Source organism: Viridibacillus sp. FSL E2-0187, assembly GCF_038006425.1.
GTDB lineage: Bacteria > Bacillota > Bacilli > Bacillales_A > Planococcaceae > Viridibacillus > Viridibacillus arvi.
Window position 1 is genome coordinate 2566178 of record NZ_JBBOVG010000001.1, and the last position, 14337, is coordinate 2580514.

Genomic DNA, 14337 nt, shown 5'->3' on the forward strand with positions numbered 1-14337 from the left:
TCCTCCTATTCTTGAACGGGTACTGTTACTTCCAGTATAATCTTACCTTCTTTTAAATTAAATTCTTTTGCTTGCATGCGAGAACCAGAAAGTACTGCTATCTCTGTTAAACCCATATATACTTCCTCTTTGTTTGGGCGAATAACCATCCATGAAGGTAAATCTACTGAGTCATTTAATAACTTTAACGCTGTGCTTGGAGGAATATTCAACATACCAACTTCTACATTGGTTTGTTTTAATATAAGATTGCCGTCTTCATCAATTGTTGGGTCAAATTTCATCGTAATAGGTAGCTCCATACCAAAAACACTAAGCTCACTTACTAAAGAAACTTCCTCATTAATGTACATATGTACAGGGATGGATTTTGATTTCATCGCGTCCTGAATGTACTTGTTTGCAATGGCTTCAAAATCCGCTGGTGTAGTTTGAACTGATAGTTTACTACCATCAGGCATAGCGGTTGTTTCAGGTATCGGCGTATCGGTTGCCGGTTTCGTAATGAACACAAACAAACCAATGATTACTGATAACATTAATGCAATTAAAAAGAAAAAAGCTATTTTCCACTTATTCACCGTCACATCACTCCTTGAAGTCCATTTCCCCGTTGGTTAATTTTTTCAAACCACATGACTTGATTGTCCCTATTATACGGTCAGTCATTTCATCGTAGCCTCTTGCATTAGGATGGAAAAAGTCCGTATGATAAACCATATTCTCGTTCGAATCGAATAAATCCTCTACATTTACAAAACATGCGTTTTTATCTGCCTCTGCAAAATCTTGAATATCTGTATTCCATTCATACAAAATCGTATTTAAGTCCGATTTTTCCTTCGTAAAGATGGAAAGAGGATTATAAACGCTTATTAAAATTATGGGCGCAGATTTATTTTTCTTTCGAATTAACTCCATAATTTTACCATAATGCTTTTGAAATTCGATGCGTTCCGTATCAAATGCTTCTTTATTTAAATTCATCAAATCACGTCTGACAATTTTCATTAAGTCATTTCCACCCATAGTGAGCGTTATAAAATCAGCTTTTTTTAATTGTTCGTCAATTTTACCGCTCTCAAGCTGTGCTACGAGTTGATCACTGCGTCGACCTTTTTTTGCTGTGTTTTCAACTTCGACGTATTTAACGCCTTCCCAGCCAAGCATCTGATCCGATAATCTACCGACATAACCTTGCTGATTCAGCTCGTCACCAACACCTTCTGTTAAAGAATCACCTAAAGCAACATACATAATGTCTTTAGGGATGACTTCTTCTGTAACTGGCGTTTTTATTTCTTTGCTGCAAGCACTTAATAAAAGAAGTGCAAGCATGAAAATTATTAATTTCTTCACGTTCCATTTCTTCCTTTCGTTAAGTACGTCTAATGAAAGAAAGCAGGGAATGAAATCATCCCCTGCTCATCATATTAATCAGTATAGTACATAAAACCAATTGCACCTGGGCCTGTATGTGTACTAATAATTGGTGAAGTATAGGCAAATTTCGTATCCATATAACCTGATTCTTCAAGTTGTTTTTTAAGCGGCTCTGCCATTGCTAAACCTTCAGCATGTGAAAGACCTACTCCTTTTATTACTTTCCCTTGCGTATCTTCTGTAAACTGATTAAATAAATATTTAACTACTTGTTTATGGCTTCGTACTTTTGCCACTGGGTTATAAGCTCCACCTTCAAGTGAAGCAATTGGTTTGATATTAAGTAAAGAACCAATCATACCTTTCCCTTTACCGATACGGCCACCTTTAATTAAATTATCTAAAACGTCAACAACGACGTATAAATTCGTATTTTCACGAACGATATTTAATCTTTCAACGATTTCTTCAACTGATTTACCTTGTTCCGCTAAATGGCAAGCTTCAAGTACTTGGAACCCTAAGCCAAATGAAGTAAAACGAGAATCAATAACTGTTACCTTTGAATCCGTCATACTTGCAGCAGCTTCTGCTGATTTTACAGTACCACTCATTCCGCCAGTCATCATGATAGCAATAATCTCATCGCCATCTTTTCCTAGTTCATCAAATACTTCTTTAAATACACCTGCAGCAGGTTGAGAACTTTTTGGTAATTCCTTTGCTTTGCTCATTTTATCGAGGAATTCGATTGGAGTAATATCGACACCATCAGTATATGTTTGACCCTCTATATGAATTGATAGTGGAACGATATGTATTGCGTATTTTTCAATTTCTTCTTTTGTTAAATCTGCTGTTGAATCCGTTACTATATGAATTCGTCTCACATTGACACATCCTTTGTTTCATTGTTCTTATTATAAATTTAAAGCAAGGTCATTGTAAACCGTTAGCTATTTATTCTATATTACTAGCTTTTGTCACATGATACACGTGACATTTGTCAGTTCAAATGCATTAAAATCAGTCGCATAATAGAAATATACAAAAAACTTACCGCAACAAGGAGGCAATTCATATGCAACAAGCTTTTGATTATAAAAACACGAAAGAAGAAATATGGAATGCCATAACACATGGCATAGCTTTCTTATTATGTATCCCAGCGCTTGTCTTACTCATTATGAAAGCAATTGATAAAGGCTCTACACTATATGTTGTTAGCTTCATCGTTTTTGGCGTTTCAATGTTAATTCTATTTTTAGCTTCAACTTTACTTCACAGCATGCCTGAAAAATATAAAAAAATCTTTGCTATATTAGACCATTCGTCTATCTACATTTTAATTGCAGGTACATATACACCTTTTCTGTTAATTGCATTAAACGGAGCATTAGGATGGACTTTATTTGGTATCATTTGGGCGTTAGCGTTATTTGGTATTCTTTTTAAGTGCTTCTTTATCCACCGTTTTGAATTTGTATCAGTAATTTTCTATATTTTAATGGGATGGCTTATTATTATCGCTATTAAGCCATTATATGCACATATTACTGGTGCAGGTTTCTCACTACTACTAAGTGGCGGGATTTTATATACGATTGGTGCTTTTTTCTACGCCTATCGGAAAATACCTTATAATCATGCAATCTGGCACTTATTCGTCATTGCTGGTAGTGCCATGATGTACTCTTGCATATTGTTCTATGTATAATTGACTTTCTTACATCAATTTCCATTATTGGTTTGTCACTTAATTATCATGAATATAGTCAAGCCAAATAAAAGGTTGCCACTGATTACTTTCCAGTGGCAACCTTTTCATTTACTCATTTACGCTCATATACTAAATACGTAAACTTCAAGCCATCTTCTGTTTCATTTACATCAGACTGTGATACAACTTGCCATTCATCCCCATATGATGGGAAAAATGTATCGCCCTCATATTGTTTTTCAATCTTCGTAACGTAAAGACGATCTGCCATTGGCAATGTCATACGGAAAATCTGCTCGCCACCAATAATCATTATTTCCTCTGATTCTTTTTCAGCTTGAGCTAATGCTTCTTCTATAGAATGCACGATAACAATACCTTCTCTTGCATACTCTTCATCACGTGTAATAACGATATTCGTACGCCCTGGTAAAGGCTTACCAATAGATTCGAACGTTTTACGTCCCATAATCATCGGTTTTCCCATCGTTGTTCGTTTAAAATATGCTAAGTCCCCTGGTAAATGCCATGGCATTGCATTATTTAAGCCGATGACGTTATTTTCATCATGAGCAACGATTAATGAAATCATTTATTATCCCCCTTATACAGCAATTGGCGCTTTAATTCTTGGATATGGATCATATCCATCAATTGCTAAATCCTCTATTTCATACTCAAAAATGGATTCTTTTTCAGTTTTAATAATAAGCTGTGGCAATTCACGTGGAGATCGTGATAACTGCTCATTTACTTGATCAAAATGATTACTATACAGATGTGCATCACCTAAAGTATGGACAAAATCACCCACTTCTAAGCCACATTCTTTCGCGATAAGATGCGTTAATAACGCATATGAAGCGATATTGAATGGTACACCTAGGAATACATCTGCACTACGCTGATAAAGCTGACAAGAGAGTTTCCCATCTGCTACATAGAATTGGAATAGTGTATGACATGGTGGCAATGCCATATCATCTACTTCTGCAGGATTCCAAGCACTAACAATATGTCGACGTGAATTAGGATTGTTTTTAATCGATTCAATGACATTTTTCACTTGATCAATTGTTTCCCCATTATCTGCTGGCCATGAACGCCATTGTTTACCATACACAGGTCCAAGATCACCATATTCTTGAGCAAATTCATCATCATTTAATACTTTGTTTTGGAAAATAGCCATTTGCTCTTCGTATTGAATTTTAAATTCAGGGTCCTTATTAACTCGTAACCCAAAATTCGTCATGTCTGGGCCTTCATATTGGTCACTTTTCACCCATTTATCAAAAGCCCATTCATCCCAAATATGATTATTCTGCGCGATAAGTGTACGCACGTTTGTATCGCCTTTTAAAAACCACAGTAATTCAGTCGCAATAAGACGGAAAGCAGTTCTTTTTGTTGTTAATAAAGGAAAACCCTTTTGTAAGTCAAATCTCATTTGATAACCAAAGACACTGCGCGTACCTGTTCCAGTACGATCTCCTTTATCATTTCCTTCGTCTAAAATATGTTGGCAAAGTTGTAAATATTGTAGCACGGAACTGCCTCCTAGAAATTTATATAGTTTTAACTATATCATAATATTCCCCACTATTATCTTAAAAGCTAACGGAATTTAGTTAAAATGATGAAAGAAATGATTACAATGACGCTCGTAAATATCTGAATATTTCCTGGGTAATATTCAGATATTTCATGTTGTAGGAAATAATAGATTTCACCTTGATATAATGCATTATCTTCAAACTAACCTACAGTTCTCAAACATACCCGCCAATATTTTTTTACTATCTCATTTAATATTTGCTGAGAGCAAATAAAAGACTCCCCCGCACTTTTTTTAGCGGAAGAGTCTACTTTATCAGCTGTTAGTAATATTGAATTTGCTTATCCAACTTATGTGGTCAGTCCTTTTAGGTAGATTAGAATCAAGATAACCATTTAGGAGGAGTATTTTTTGACCAGTAGATCTCACCTAGGTCATAATGAGCTGTGAATTGATCTTCATACGTGTGGTAATGGAAATTGTAGTAATAGCCATCAAATGGACGATTTTCAGTACGCACATGGAAGCGTATGACGTCTTCTTTAGTTCCAGTGTTATAGACGTGGAAAATCTTCTCCGCATAATCACCACTTGGGTTCTCGGTAATTGCCAATGATTTTGTTGTTTCGTTATCGAGACGATTTACTGTCATTTCAATTGCTTCTTGCATTTTAGGGAAAATGACATCATCAAATTCATTACTAATCTTCGGACCTACTCGTGAACCGAATTTTAAATAGGCTTGTTCCTTCGCTACTGAAAAGGCATACTCTTCAAAAGACTGTTCCTCTTCCGTTGAAATAACTGACTCATTCTGCGTTTCTATGTATTTCGTTAGTTGACTAGTAGTATCTCCTGAAAATTGTGCTTTAGCATTGGAACTGTGATCTAGTAAACCTTCCCATATTGCATGACTCGGCGTAATGACACCTAATGTGATTACCGCTACGGATGCAACAAGGAACTTTTGAATCCACTTTTGCATAATCATTACCTACTTTCGAACATTTTAAAATCTTCTATCTCTATAATATATATACGAATCTCACTAGTAAAAGTTTCAACATTTATAGTTTAATTGTACAAAAACTATAACAATAAAGATACTATTAGGAATATACAAACTATTAAAATTAAATCTATTTCATAATTAACTGAACTATATAAATAGTTCACACTATTACTATACACTATAGTTATTGAACCAAAACATTATTACAGAAGTATCTTCAGGAAATCTATGTTTATTGTAAGTACAATTAGACACATACTTAAGACGCTCCATAAATTGTATGTCTCACTATTTAATTGATATGCTTGAAATAAACTATCATCATTTATAACAGTTATGTGGACGTATTTGTAAAAATTTGTTCACAAATCCTTGATGTATAAGGAATTGTATAGATTTTTTGCATTATTCATTGTACAATAATAATGAATAAACATGTTCGCTTTTTGTAATAAAGGAGGGACAAAATTATGTCTTCAGTTGCTATTGGTATTGGATTTTTATGTTTAATAGGATACTTATGCTCTTTATGTTTCACGGACTAATATTTAGCAAGCCGCTTTGTTCTTTTTGAACAAGGCGGTTTTTCATTATAAAATATACATTTTTTTGAATGATATTCTTTCTTGCAAACAAAAAACACAAGTACAAAAAGTACTCGTGTTTTTTGTTAATTAGATATTGGTATTAAACGCTGCCCTAAATAAAACGTCATTCCTTCTGTTTCAATAGGACGAGCAATGTGGGGGGCATTCATTAATATGCGGACGATTGAGACATTTTCATTTCTCAATCTACATTCCGCCTTCATGTTAAGCTTTTCAGTGAACATCTCATTTTTATAGCGCCTAATATTATTAGCTGTAATTAAGAAAAATGATGATGCAAAAAGGCTAGTAGGAACCTTTGCCTCTTTTATATTTAAATAATGGACAGCCTGATCCACAGCTGGATAAGTTTTTTCATGACTTTGAACCATATTCCTTTTCGGGAGCCCAGATTCTGTTACGCCATCAACTGCACAGCCATTCAATACCTGTAAAACTGGGTCACGAGTTGCACCATAAGAATACGATGCACTTTTACATTCATTGAATGAATGTGAAGCTAGTTGTTTAGCTTTTTTCTCCTTTTTCGCGTACTTAAATAACTGTAAGGGGAAAATACCAACATTTGTTTCAGTGCTAATGACTTCTTTATTAATAGAAAATGGAGATTTCTCTAACGCATGAACAATCGCCATCGTTCCATCAATTCCTGCATTCACTTCTCTAATTGGCGTAAAGTATCGAAGTCTAATATCAGCTAACTTTGACTTGACGATAAAAATTGTTTGTGTGAATCCAGTTTTCATTGCCACTTCTTGCATTTCAGAAGTAGTCAGTGCATTTCCGTCAAAAACAACTCCGATATTTGACTTACCCATATGGCCACTTTTTCTCACTTCAAACATATAAACTTTGACCATGTCCTTGCTCACTTCCTTCAAGTAATAGATAAGAGACCGCCTTATTGATTGAACAATAAGGCGTGATGTTCAATTAGAAAATGTTAAAAATAGTTGTGATGAAGTGTAGACGGCCTGTATCAATTTGCGCCATCGTCATCACTTGTGCTCCATAAAATAGACCAAAAGATAATAAACCTAGTAAAGCGAATTTTAATTTTTTCATCTCAAATCTCTCCTAAGTGTTTTTTATAGCATTCTGTGCATAGAACTTGCATTTCAAATGCTTTTTTATATTTTTTATTCTTTGCTAAATAAGTTGCATAATGCTCTGTGGCAAACTTCATTTGTTTTAAATCTGTATACTGTTTAAAAATCTCAATACTTGCGCAGATATTTTCCTCATATTTAGATAAATTCCCTAATTTATATTCCATCATTGCTCTTAATAGGAGAAAACTTGCCTCATTTTTGTTATTCCGAATATATGATTTCACTGTATCAAGTTCATTTGTTATTAAGGATATTCTATTTAGCTCCAAATATATTTCTAACCTTAAATTCAAGGAAACAAATAAGTCCGAATAATCGAGTGTTTTCTTTATTTCAATTGATTTATTAACTTGGGTTAATGCATCTTCTAACTGTTTTTTATCAAAGAGAACTACTGCGTAATTATGATGTAAAAGTGATTTCAAACCTAGAACTTCTTCTTGGCAAATATTAAATCCCTTTTCTATATAAGTTTCAGCTTCAGAATACTCATGCAGTTCTCGATATGAAGCTGAAATGATATTATAACAATCTCCAACTTTCTCCCATTCATGAAGAGTTAAATAAATATTTTTCGCATCATTAGCGTATTTCAAAGACCTTTCAAATAAGCATAAATGATAATGAGACAAAGCTAAATTAAATGACGTTCGTGCAATCATGTAAGGGTCTTCATGTAGTTGTAATATCTTTTTAAAATACTCAACACTCTTTCTATAATTCCCAATATAATAATGATAAACAGCAGTTACATATGAATATAGTTGACGTGTTGCTACATAAAGCTGGGATTCATCAATATCTACTGTTGCTATTCCACTTTCATATAACTCAAACGCTTGTTCGTCTTCTCCAAACTTCACCAATGCCAAAAACTTTAGCAACAAGAAATAAAATTCTTGACGGATGGAAGCTATGTATCGAAATTGAACTTGATGTAAGTCCAAAAATTGCCGGACTTCTTCAACACTCTCCTTTTCAATTTTAGATTCCAGGGTGGATAAGATATTTTGCATTTCAGTTGTATCTTCATAAATATTATGAAAATATCTTTCCGGCACTTCAAGTCTACCGGCTAGTAACTTGAGTGTATCAATAGAAGGGGTATATCTGCAATTCTCAATATTGCTGTAATGGGTTGGCGAGATGATTCCGTGGCAAATATCCGCCTGTTTTAACCCCTTTAAAAGTCTGATTCGTTTAATTCTATTGCCAAGTTTCAAATCTTTCTCCCCCACTTCACAAAGAGCTAGTGTTTTCAAAGAAAATATTGTTTTTTGATTTCTATTGAAAAAAATACCAAAAAAGTTAATTACGGTGATATTTTAGTGCCATTCCCTATTTACATTTTATTATTTAATAGGCATTTAGTATATAAAAATTAACATTTCTCTTTAAATAATTCATGATTAATAGGTAAATATTAGACATATTTTATTATAAAAAAGCTGCTATTCACCGATTTTGATTCCGTGAATAACAGCTCATTTTATGTTACTTCCTTAATTCCATAGTGAAATTTTGACGACAAACGGGTATCTCGAACAAAGCCATATTGCTCAAATAAATCAGAACGGAAGTGCGCTTTTAATACTATTCTTCTATTAGCAACACGTTCTGCTTGTGCCATCCATTCATCTGATAAACCTTCGTGAAGACCTGCTTGTCGAAGAGGTTGAAAGCTTGTAGACTCTTCAATCGTTTCTTCGAACATTGGGTCCATATAGACTACATCAAAGCTATTGTCCGGCTGTAATTTCAAATAATCCAATGCTACCGAATGAACGACTTCAATTTGTTCCATACAAGAAAGAAGTGGTAAATCCGTTATATCGTAGCGCTTCATCCCTTCGCTTACGATGAATGCAACATTTGCATTACCCTCACAACCGATGACTTTGCCTGATTCACCTACCGCAAAGGCCGCCATCATACTATCTGTTGCCATCCCTAATGTACAATCAAGAAAGGTATCGCCCTCATTCAACTGGCATGCTGCTAAAAAGGTATCTATTTCCCCTCTAGCTGCACGTTTCAAACGAAATGCAGCAGAACTAGGATGGAAAAAGAAAGGAGCATCTGCCCCTAACGCATGATATTCATAGCGATTTTTCCCCGCAACTATAACGTTTGCATTATATAATGTTGCCATTTTCGCAATACCACGCTTTTTCCGCTCAACAAAACGTACATTTAACGTGGTACATGCTCGTTCAGCAAGTTGCTTCAATAATGCATCCGGTCTTGCTGCAGTGGTAACAATCGTTGTTATTTCGCACATACTTGATCTAACACACCTGCTAAATGATCACGTACTTGTTCCATCGCGAATCCCTCGATTTGTTCACGTGGGATGAAATAAGCTAACTGACCATCTTTTAATAGTGCAATAGAAGGAGAGCTTGGTAACACTTCCTCAAAATAGCTACGCATTTGTGCAGTAGCTTCCTTATCCTGTCCAGCAAATACAGTAACTAAATGATCTGGCTTATGTTCAGCTGCTTCAAGAGCTGCTGCAACAGCCGGTCTTGCTAAACCTGCGGCACAACCACAAACTGAGTTAATCACTACTAATGAAGTACCTTTAGATTCTTGTACATGATCAGCAACTTCATCAGGCGTCACTAACTCTGTAAATCCAACATTAACTAACTCCTCACGCATTGGTTTTACAATACCTAACATATATTCTTCGTAAGCATTCATATTTTCATCCTCTTTCATATCTATTTATTTTCCTTGATTTATAAGGGTTTTCACCTTCTTATTGTATATGTACTTTCGTTTTATTTCACCCTTTTTCACTTCTCATGTGATTTTCTTGTGATTTTTCCGAAATAGATTACAATACAATTTTGTGCATAACATGCAACGGAACACGATAAAGAACGATAGGCAATCGAAAATACATTTTTATAAATTATTCTAAATTTCCATATTAGCAATAGTAAGAAGTAAGTATATTACATATTTAATAAACGTTATTTCACTCTCTAAAAAACAGAACAATCAAATTTATTCTATATTTTTCCAAATAATAATGTATAATACTAACAAGGGAGGTGATTAATATGAAAAAGAAACTAGGTATGCTTCTATTTGCTGCAGCACTTTTCGGTGCAACATCTGCATCTGTGTCCGCAACTACAACTGATACCTCTACTTTAGGAGTAAATTGTGTATGGTTAGGTACGGCATGGGCATGCGATTACTAAAATTATACTAGAGATAATGGTTTTAATCATTTGCCACTTTATAGTGGTTTTTTTATTTCATGCTAGTTATCTGGTTAATTAGATTAAAAGCTTTGCAACTTTAGATATTTTTTCAGTCGCATTATTTTGTTCCTTAAGAGCAATTAAATATGGTTCTTCTGTAAAAACTCGCGATTCCACTTTAATAGCAGCAACTATATCCTCGGTCGCTTTTACATACTCAGAAAGTGCTTTAAGCATAAATTGATGCTCATGTACAAAACAAAAAGGAGAATCTAATCTATTAAAATAGCTATGCATTTGTTTTACCTCTACTAAAATTAAAGCATATTTTGCAATGATTTTTTGATAACTTTATTTGTACGAACGTTCATATCTTCTTCATTTTCAAGATCATTTCTAATTTGATTTATTATCTCATAAACCTTACTGACTTCTTTTACATATGAATTTTTTTAATCCATTTCTCTTTTCCCTATACGAATGTGAAGCATTAGAAGTTTGTACATTATTTATATGTTTAATAACAATAATTTTTCAAAATTTCACCCTAAAACAAACGATCGCCATCCAATAAGGGGATTTGGTCAACTAAGCATTCGTTTGTGTCAGAGCAAAATAAAAAGCATCCCATTGGATGCTCTTATAATAACTATTCAGCTTCAGCTGTTTCTTGCTTAAGCCAACAATCTTCTACAGGTACTCGTACACCTCTAATAGTTCTAATTTCTTTGAAAGCTGCTTTGCATTCATCATTCACACATACATGTTGTTTACAGTAACGATTTCCTATTCTTTCGTTTTCTTGTTCCGCCATCGAACTTTTACAATACTTACACTTCATAAATATCACCTCCACCTTTTAATCATATCGTGATAAGAAAATGTCTGTCATTAATATATTTTTGATACAAGAAAAAGCCACACCATTTTGATGTGACTTAGTTATTTAAAATAACACTTGTTCTAATGCTTTGATTTCTTGTTGTAGTTTAATCTTTTCTTCTCTAATCTTTTCTAATTCAATTACTTCGCTATTATCAATTAACTTCAATTCTTTCTTAGCTAACTCAATTAATTTTCGAGACTTCTTATTTAGCTCATCTGACAATGCTTTATTTATATTTTCTCCCATAAGCACCCAACTCTCTTAGAGCTAATTATAGCACAAATGGTAATAACTGAAGTTATTACATATAGACTGTTTTTAGAATATTCCATCAATAAAAATGGGATATTTCTTAAGACTTATCTATCAGATTTTGCTGATTGTGTAGGGATCTAATAACACTTGTTCAATAGTGTGAGGTGTCATGTATGCATCGTGTTTTCGGATAGATCGAATAACATCGATCGCTAACCACTCTTGAAATCGTTCTGCAGTTTCGTTAGATGCTATAAATGCTAATTTATTAATGGTTTCAAATCGGACATACTGTTTGTAATTTTTGAATTGTCTAAAACCTAAACATTTGGCTACGTGTTCTGCATCTAATAGCACTTCACTATTTTCCAAAGTTAAGGATACTTCGAGTAATTCGTAAATTCATAGATTTGCGGGTCAAGTACAATTTTGAATCTTTCATGAGGGTTTAAAACTATTTCTGTTACCCCGGTGTTGATTTAACCTACATTATGAATAGTGTAGGCCATCGTAATTCAAAACTACAACTGAAATATATCTGTTTACTGACATTAATACAAATATCCAATTAAAAATCACCTCCACTCTTAGAAATCTCTAGAGGTGAGGTGATTTTAATCAAGTACTTTTTTTGCTTTAGATCCTATGTTCAAAATTACATTAAAGCAAGTTCCGTTACTTTCATTATCAGTAACAGTAATCGTACCGTTATACTTTTTGATAATGCTGTCAACAGTGGAAAGACCTAAGCCTGTACCACCCAGTTGACGGGAGCGTGATTTGTCAACACGATAAAAAGGTTCGAATATTTTCTTTTTGTATTCGTCGGCAATGCCGATGCCAGTATCTATAATTTTGATCGAAACCTGTTCCTTACTTAATCTGTTTACAATGACTTCAACTTTGCCGCCATCAATATTGTACTTAATTCCGTTTTCCACAAGGTTGTAAAAAGCACGATACAATAGTTCGGTGTTTCCAAAAACAACGCAATTATCACAATCTAAGGTCATTGTAATATTCTTTTCTTTAGCGATGTGTGAAAGCTCGGAAATAATATCCTCAAAAATATCCTTTACGCAAATGCTACTTTGCTCAACGCCATCGTCCATATTCGTCATATCTAAAAGGTTACCGACGAGTTCTCTCAAGCGTTTCGTCTGCTTCTCAATAACGTTAATAAGAGCATCATATTCTTCGGTTGTATGTATTTTTTTCTTCTTAAATACATCAACTTTTGTTTGTAACACAGCAAGAGGTGTTTTAAGCTCGTGGGCGGCACTTGCAGAAAATCTTTGTTGCATCATAAAAGCATTATTCAACTTATCCGTCATTTCATTGAATGTTAGAGAAAGCTCTGCAATTTCATCTTTTGTAGGTGGCACAGATAATGTTTCAGATAAATTATGCACATTTATGTTTTTCACTTGACCATTTAGCGTATTAAGAGGCTTTAATGCCTTCCCCGAAAGATAATAGGTTAATAATCCCCCGATATCAATAACTAAAAGCATGTAAATAATACTTTGAATTCTAAAATCTATTTTTGCTTTTTGAGAAGCCTCTGATGAAATGCTAGGGGCCATACCGCTCGATACTGCTGGAGTGCTTTCATCAATCCATCCTTCTTCGCCGACCTCTTGTGCCGGTAATACGGCACTTGCATCTATTATTGTAGCCATTTTAATAGCAGAAAAATTTAATATTAAGGTAAGTCCTACACAACAAACAGTTAGGAGAGCAACAGTCATAACAGTAAGCCGTAAACGAATTGGCATTTTTTTAAGCATTTTAATTATCACTCTTTTCAGATAAAAAGTAACCTTCCCCAATTTTAGTTCCAATGGGGTCATATTTTAAAACAGCTTTTAGCTTCTTTCGGAGAGTGGCAATATGAACCCGAATAGCACCACTAAAGCTATCTGCATGCTGATCCCAAACATGTTCAATCAGTTCTTCTTGGCTAACCACCCTGTCTTTGTTAAGCAAAAGATACTCAAACAATGCAAATTCTTTTTTTGTAAGTGCAATTTCATTCTCGTTAACAACTGCTATACGCTTTGATAAATCCACCTTAATTTCACCCCATGAAAGCATACTACTTTCTTGTACAAATTTTCGTCTTAACAAATTTCGTATTCTTGCCTCCAACTCGGCAAAATCAAATGGCTTCGCCAAATAATCATTAGCTCCTATGTCTAAGCCCTTCACTTTGTCATTAACACTACTTCTTGCACTGAGAATAAGTATCTTTAATTCAGGTTTTTCATCTCTTATCTTTTCTAAAACCTCTAGCCCATCCATTTTCGGGAGATTTAAATCAAGTACAACCAAATCGTAATTTACTTCATATAAAAGTTCGTAAGCATCTCCACCGTTGTCACAGGTATCAACTGCATAACCATCTATTCTAAGCCCATCTGCAATCGCTTCTTGCAAATCAAGCTCGTCTTCAACAATAAGTATTCTCATCGAATATCACCTCTCTTTATATTGTACTGTAAGTGTGTGTTAAATCTCTGTTAAGCATTTACTTCAATACTAAGAAATCCACTTAACTAAGATTTAACATCGTTTTTTATACA

General features: G+C 34.1%; 19 protein-coding genes. 2 read left to right on the forward strand and 17 right to left on the reverse strand.

Annotation, left to right across the window (positions count from 1 at the left end; translation table 11 throughout):
- Positions 1-5: 5 nt before the first annotated feature.
- From MHH85_RS12545 to MHH85_RS12555, 3 genes are all read right to left on the reverse strand, one after another.
- The gene (locus MHH85_RS12545) at positions 6-581 is read right to left on the reverse strand and encodes a YpmS family protein (protein ID WP_193739122.1); all 576 of its coding nucleotides are present in this window, start codon (positions 579-581) and stop codon (positions 6-8) included.
- A 7-nt stretch (positions 582-588) separates the two neighbouring features.
- Positions 589-1359: a GDSL-type esterase/lipase family protein gene (locus MHH85_RS12550; protein WP_340707337.1), complete on the reverse strand. Its 771-nt coding sequence runs from the start codon at positions 1357-1359 to the stop codon at positions 589-591.
- A 74-nt stretch (positions 1360-1433) separates the two neighbouring features.
- On the reverse strand, positions 1434-2273 hold the full coding sequence (locus tag MHH85_RS12555) for a DegV family protein (RefSeq protein WP_340707338.1): 840 nt from the start codon (positions 2271-2273) through the stop codon (positions 1434-1436).
- A gap of 191 nt (positions 2274-2464) precedes the next feature.
- On the opposite strand from MHH85_RS12555, the gene trhA reads away from it, so the two are divergent.
- Positions 2465-3100: a PAQR family membrane homeostasis protein TrhA gene (gene trhA, locus MHH85_RS12560; RefSeq protein WP_340707339.1), complete on the forward strand. Its 636-nt coding sequence runs from the start codon at positions 2465-2467 to the stop codon at positions 3098-3100.
- A gap of 115 nt (positions 3101-3215) precedes the next feature.
- On the opposite strand, the gene MHH85_RS12565 is transcribed toward trhA, so the two are convergent.
- The 8 genes from MHH85_RS12565 to MHH85_RS12600 form a co-directional block, all read right to left on the reverse strand.
- Positions 3216-3695, reverse strand: a complete 480-nt coding sequence (locus MHH85_RS12565) for a dihydrofolate reductase (protein ID WP_193739119.1) — start codon at positions 3693-3695, stop codon at positions 3216-3218.
- 12 nt (positions 3696-3707) lie between these two features.
- Complete coding sequence (locus MHH85_RS12570) at positions 3708-4652, reverse strand: thymidylate synthase (RefSeq protein ID WP_340707340.1); 945 nt, start codon at positions 4650-4652, stop codon at positions 3708-3710.
- Positions 4653-5043: 391 nt separating this feature from the next.
- On the reverse strand, positions 5044-5646 hold the full coding sequence (locus MHH85_RS12575; RefSeq protein WP_340707341.1) for a YpjP family protein: 603 nt from the start codon (positions 5644-5646) through the stop codon (positions 5044-5046).
- A 697-nt stretch (positions 5647-6343) separates the two neighbouring features.
- A complete protein-coding gene (locus tag MHH85_RS12580; RefSeq protein ID WP_340707342.1) occupies positions 6344-7141 on the reverse strand; it encodes a PhzF family phenazine biosynthesis protein in 798 nt (265 codons plus the stop codon).
- A 73-nt stretch (positions 7142-7214) separates the two neighbouring features.
- Positions 7215-7346: a hypothetical protein gene (locus tag MHH85_RS12585; RefSeq protein ID WP_340707343.1), complete on the reverse strand. Its 132-nt coding sequence runs from the start codon at positions 7344-7346 to the stop codon at positions 7215-7217.
- Position 7347: 1 nt separating this feature from the next.
- Complete coding sequence (locus MHH85_RS12590) at positions 7348-8616, reverse strand: helix-turn-helix transcriptional regulator (protein WP_340707344.1); 1269 nt, start codon at positions 8614-8616, stop codon at positions 7348-7350.
- Between the two features lie 266 nt (positions 8617-8882).
- The gene (locus MHH85_RS12595; RefSeq protein WP_340707345.1) at positions 8883-9674 is read right to left on the reverse strand and encodes a class I SAM-dependent methyltransferase; all 792 of its coding nucleotides are present in this window, start codon (positions 9672-9674) and stop codon (positions 8883-8885) included.
- A complete protein-coding gene (locus MHH85_RS12600; RefSeq protein ID WP_053417032.1) occupies positions 9662-10099 on the reverse strand; it encodes a BrxA/BrxB family bacilliredoxin in 438 nt (145 codons plus the stop codon). Before MHH85_RS12600 ends, MHH85_RS12595 begins: the two co-directional genes overlap by 13 nt.
- Positions 10100-10464: 365 nt before the next feature.
- On the opposite strand from MHH85_RS12600, the gene MHH85_RS12605 reads away from it, so the two are divergent.
- Entirely contained in the window at positions 10465-10608 is a 144-nt protein-coding gene (locus MHH85_RS12605) for a hypothetical protein (RefSeq protein WP_340707346.1), read from the forward strand.
- 78 nt (positions 10609-10686) lie between these two features.
- On the opposite strand, the gene MHH85_RS12610 is transcribed toward MHH85_RS12605, so the two are convergent.
- The 6 genes from MHH85_RS12610 to MHH85_RS12635 all read right to left on the reverse strand — a co-directional run bounded on the left by MHH85_RS12610 (position 10687) and on the right by MHH85_RS12635 (position 14224).
- On the reverse strand, positions 10687-10908 hold the full coding sequence (locus MHH85_RS12610; RefSeq protein ID WP_340707347.1) for a hypothetical protein: 222 nt from the start codon (positions 10906-10908) through the stop codon (positions 10687-10689).
- Positions 10909-11260: 352 nt separating this feature from the next.
- Positions 11261-11452 carry a hypothetical protein gene (locus MHH85_RS12615; protein WP_193739111.1) on the reverse strand — a complete coding sequence of 64 codons (192 nt, stop codon included), beginning with the start codon at positions 11450-11452 and terminating at the stop codon, positions 11261-11263.
- A gap of 105 nt (positions 11453-11557) precedes the next feature.
- Entirely contained in the window at positions 11558-11743 is a 186-nt protein-coding gene (locus tag MHH85_RS12620) for a hypothetical protein (RefSeq protein ID WP_193739110.1), read from the reverse strand.
- Positions 11744-11863: 120 nt separating this feature from the next.
- Positions 11864-12109: a hypothetical protein gene (locus tag MHH85_RS12625; protein WP_409351181.1), complete on the reverse strand. Its 246-nt coding sequence runs from the start codon at positions 12107-12109 to the stop codon at positions 11864-11866.
- A gap of 257 nt (positions 12110-12366) precedes the next feature.
- Positions 12367-13542, reverse strand: a complete 1176-nt coding sequence (locus tag MHH85_RS12630; RefSeq protein WP_340707348.1) for a sensor histidine kinase — start codon at positions 13540-13542, stop codon at positions 12367-12369.
- Between the two features lies 1 nt (position 13543).
- Positions 13544-14224, reverse strand: coding sequence for a response regulator transcription factor (locus MHH85_RS12635; protein ID WP_340707349.1), 681 nt, complete (start codon positions 14222-14224; stop codon positions 13544-13546).
- Positions 14225-14337: the final 113 nt, after the last annotated feature.

Excerpts from the sequence above, each read along its gene's own strand:
- MHH85_RS12615 (WP_193739111.1), bottom strand. The coding sequence starts at position 11,452 with ATGAAGTGTAAGTATTGTAAAAGTTCGATGGCGGAACAAGAAAACGAA.
- MHH85_RS12585 (WP_340707343.1), bottom strand. The coding sequence starts at position 7,346 with ATGAAAAAATTAAAATTCGCTTTACTAGGTTTATTATCTTTTGGTCTA.
- MHH85_RS12630 (WP_340707348.1), bottom strand. The coding sequence starts at position 13,542 with ATGCTTAAAAAAATGCCAATTCGTTTACGGCTTACTGTTATGACTGTT.
- MHH85_RS12565 (WP_193739119.1), bottom strand. The coding sequence starts at position 3,695 with ATGATTTCATTAATCGTTGCTCATGATGAAAATAACGTCATCGGCTTA.
- MHH85_RS12580 (WP_340707342.1), bottom strand. The coding sequence starts at position 7,141 with ATGGTCAAAGTTTATATGTTTGAAGTGAGAAAAAGTGGCCATATGGGT.
- MHH85_RS12610 (WP_340707347.1), bottom strand. The coding sequence starts at position 10,908 with ATGCATAGCTATTTTAATAGATTAGATTCTCCTTTTTGTTTTGTACAT.
- MHH85_RS12575 (WP_340707341.1), bottom strand. The coding sequence starts at position 5,646 with ATGCAAAAGTGGATTCAAAAGTTCCTTGTTGCATCCGTAGCGGTAATC.
- trhA (WP_340707339.1), top strand. The coding sequence starts at position 2,465 with ATGCAACAAGCTTTTGATTATAAAAACACGAAAGAAGAAATATGGAAT.
- MHH85_RS12605 (WP_340707346.1), top strand. The coding sequence starts at position 10,465 with ATGAAAAAGAAACTAGGTATGCTTCTATTTGCTGCAGCACTTTTCGGT.
- MHH85_RS12635 (WP_340707349.1), bottom strand. The coding sequence starts at position 14,224 with ATGAGAATACTTATTGTTGAAGACGAGCTTGATTTGCAAGAAGCGATT.
- MHH85_RS12600 (WP_053417032.1), bottom strand. The coding sequence starts at position 10,099 with ATGAATGCTTACGAAGAATATATGTTAGGTATTGTAAAACCAATGCGT.
- MHH85_RS12595 (WP_340707345.1), bottom strand. The coding sequence starts at position 9,674 with ATGTGCGAAATAACAACGATTGTTACCACTGCAGCAAGACCGGATGCA.
- MHH85_RS12620 (WP_193739110.1), bottom strand. The coding sequence starts at position 11,743 with ATGGGAGAAAATATAAATAAAGCATTGTCAGATGAGCTAAATAAGAAG.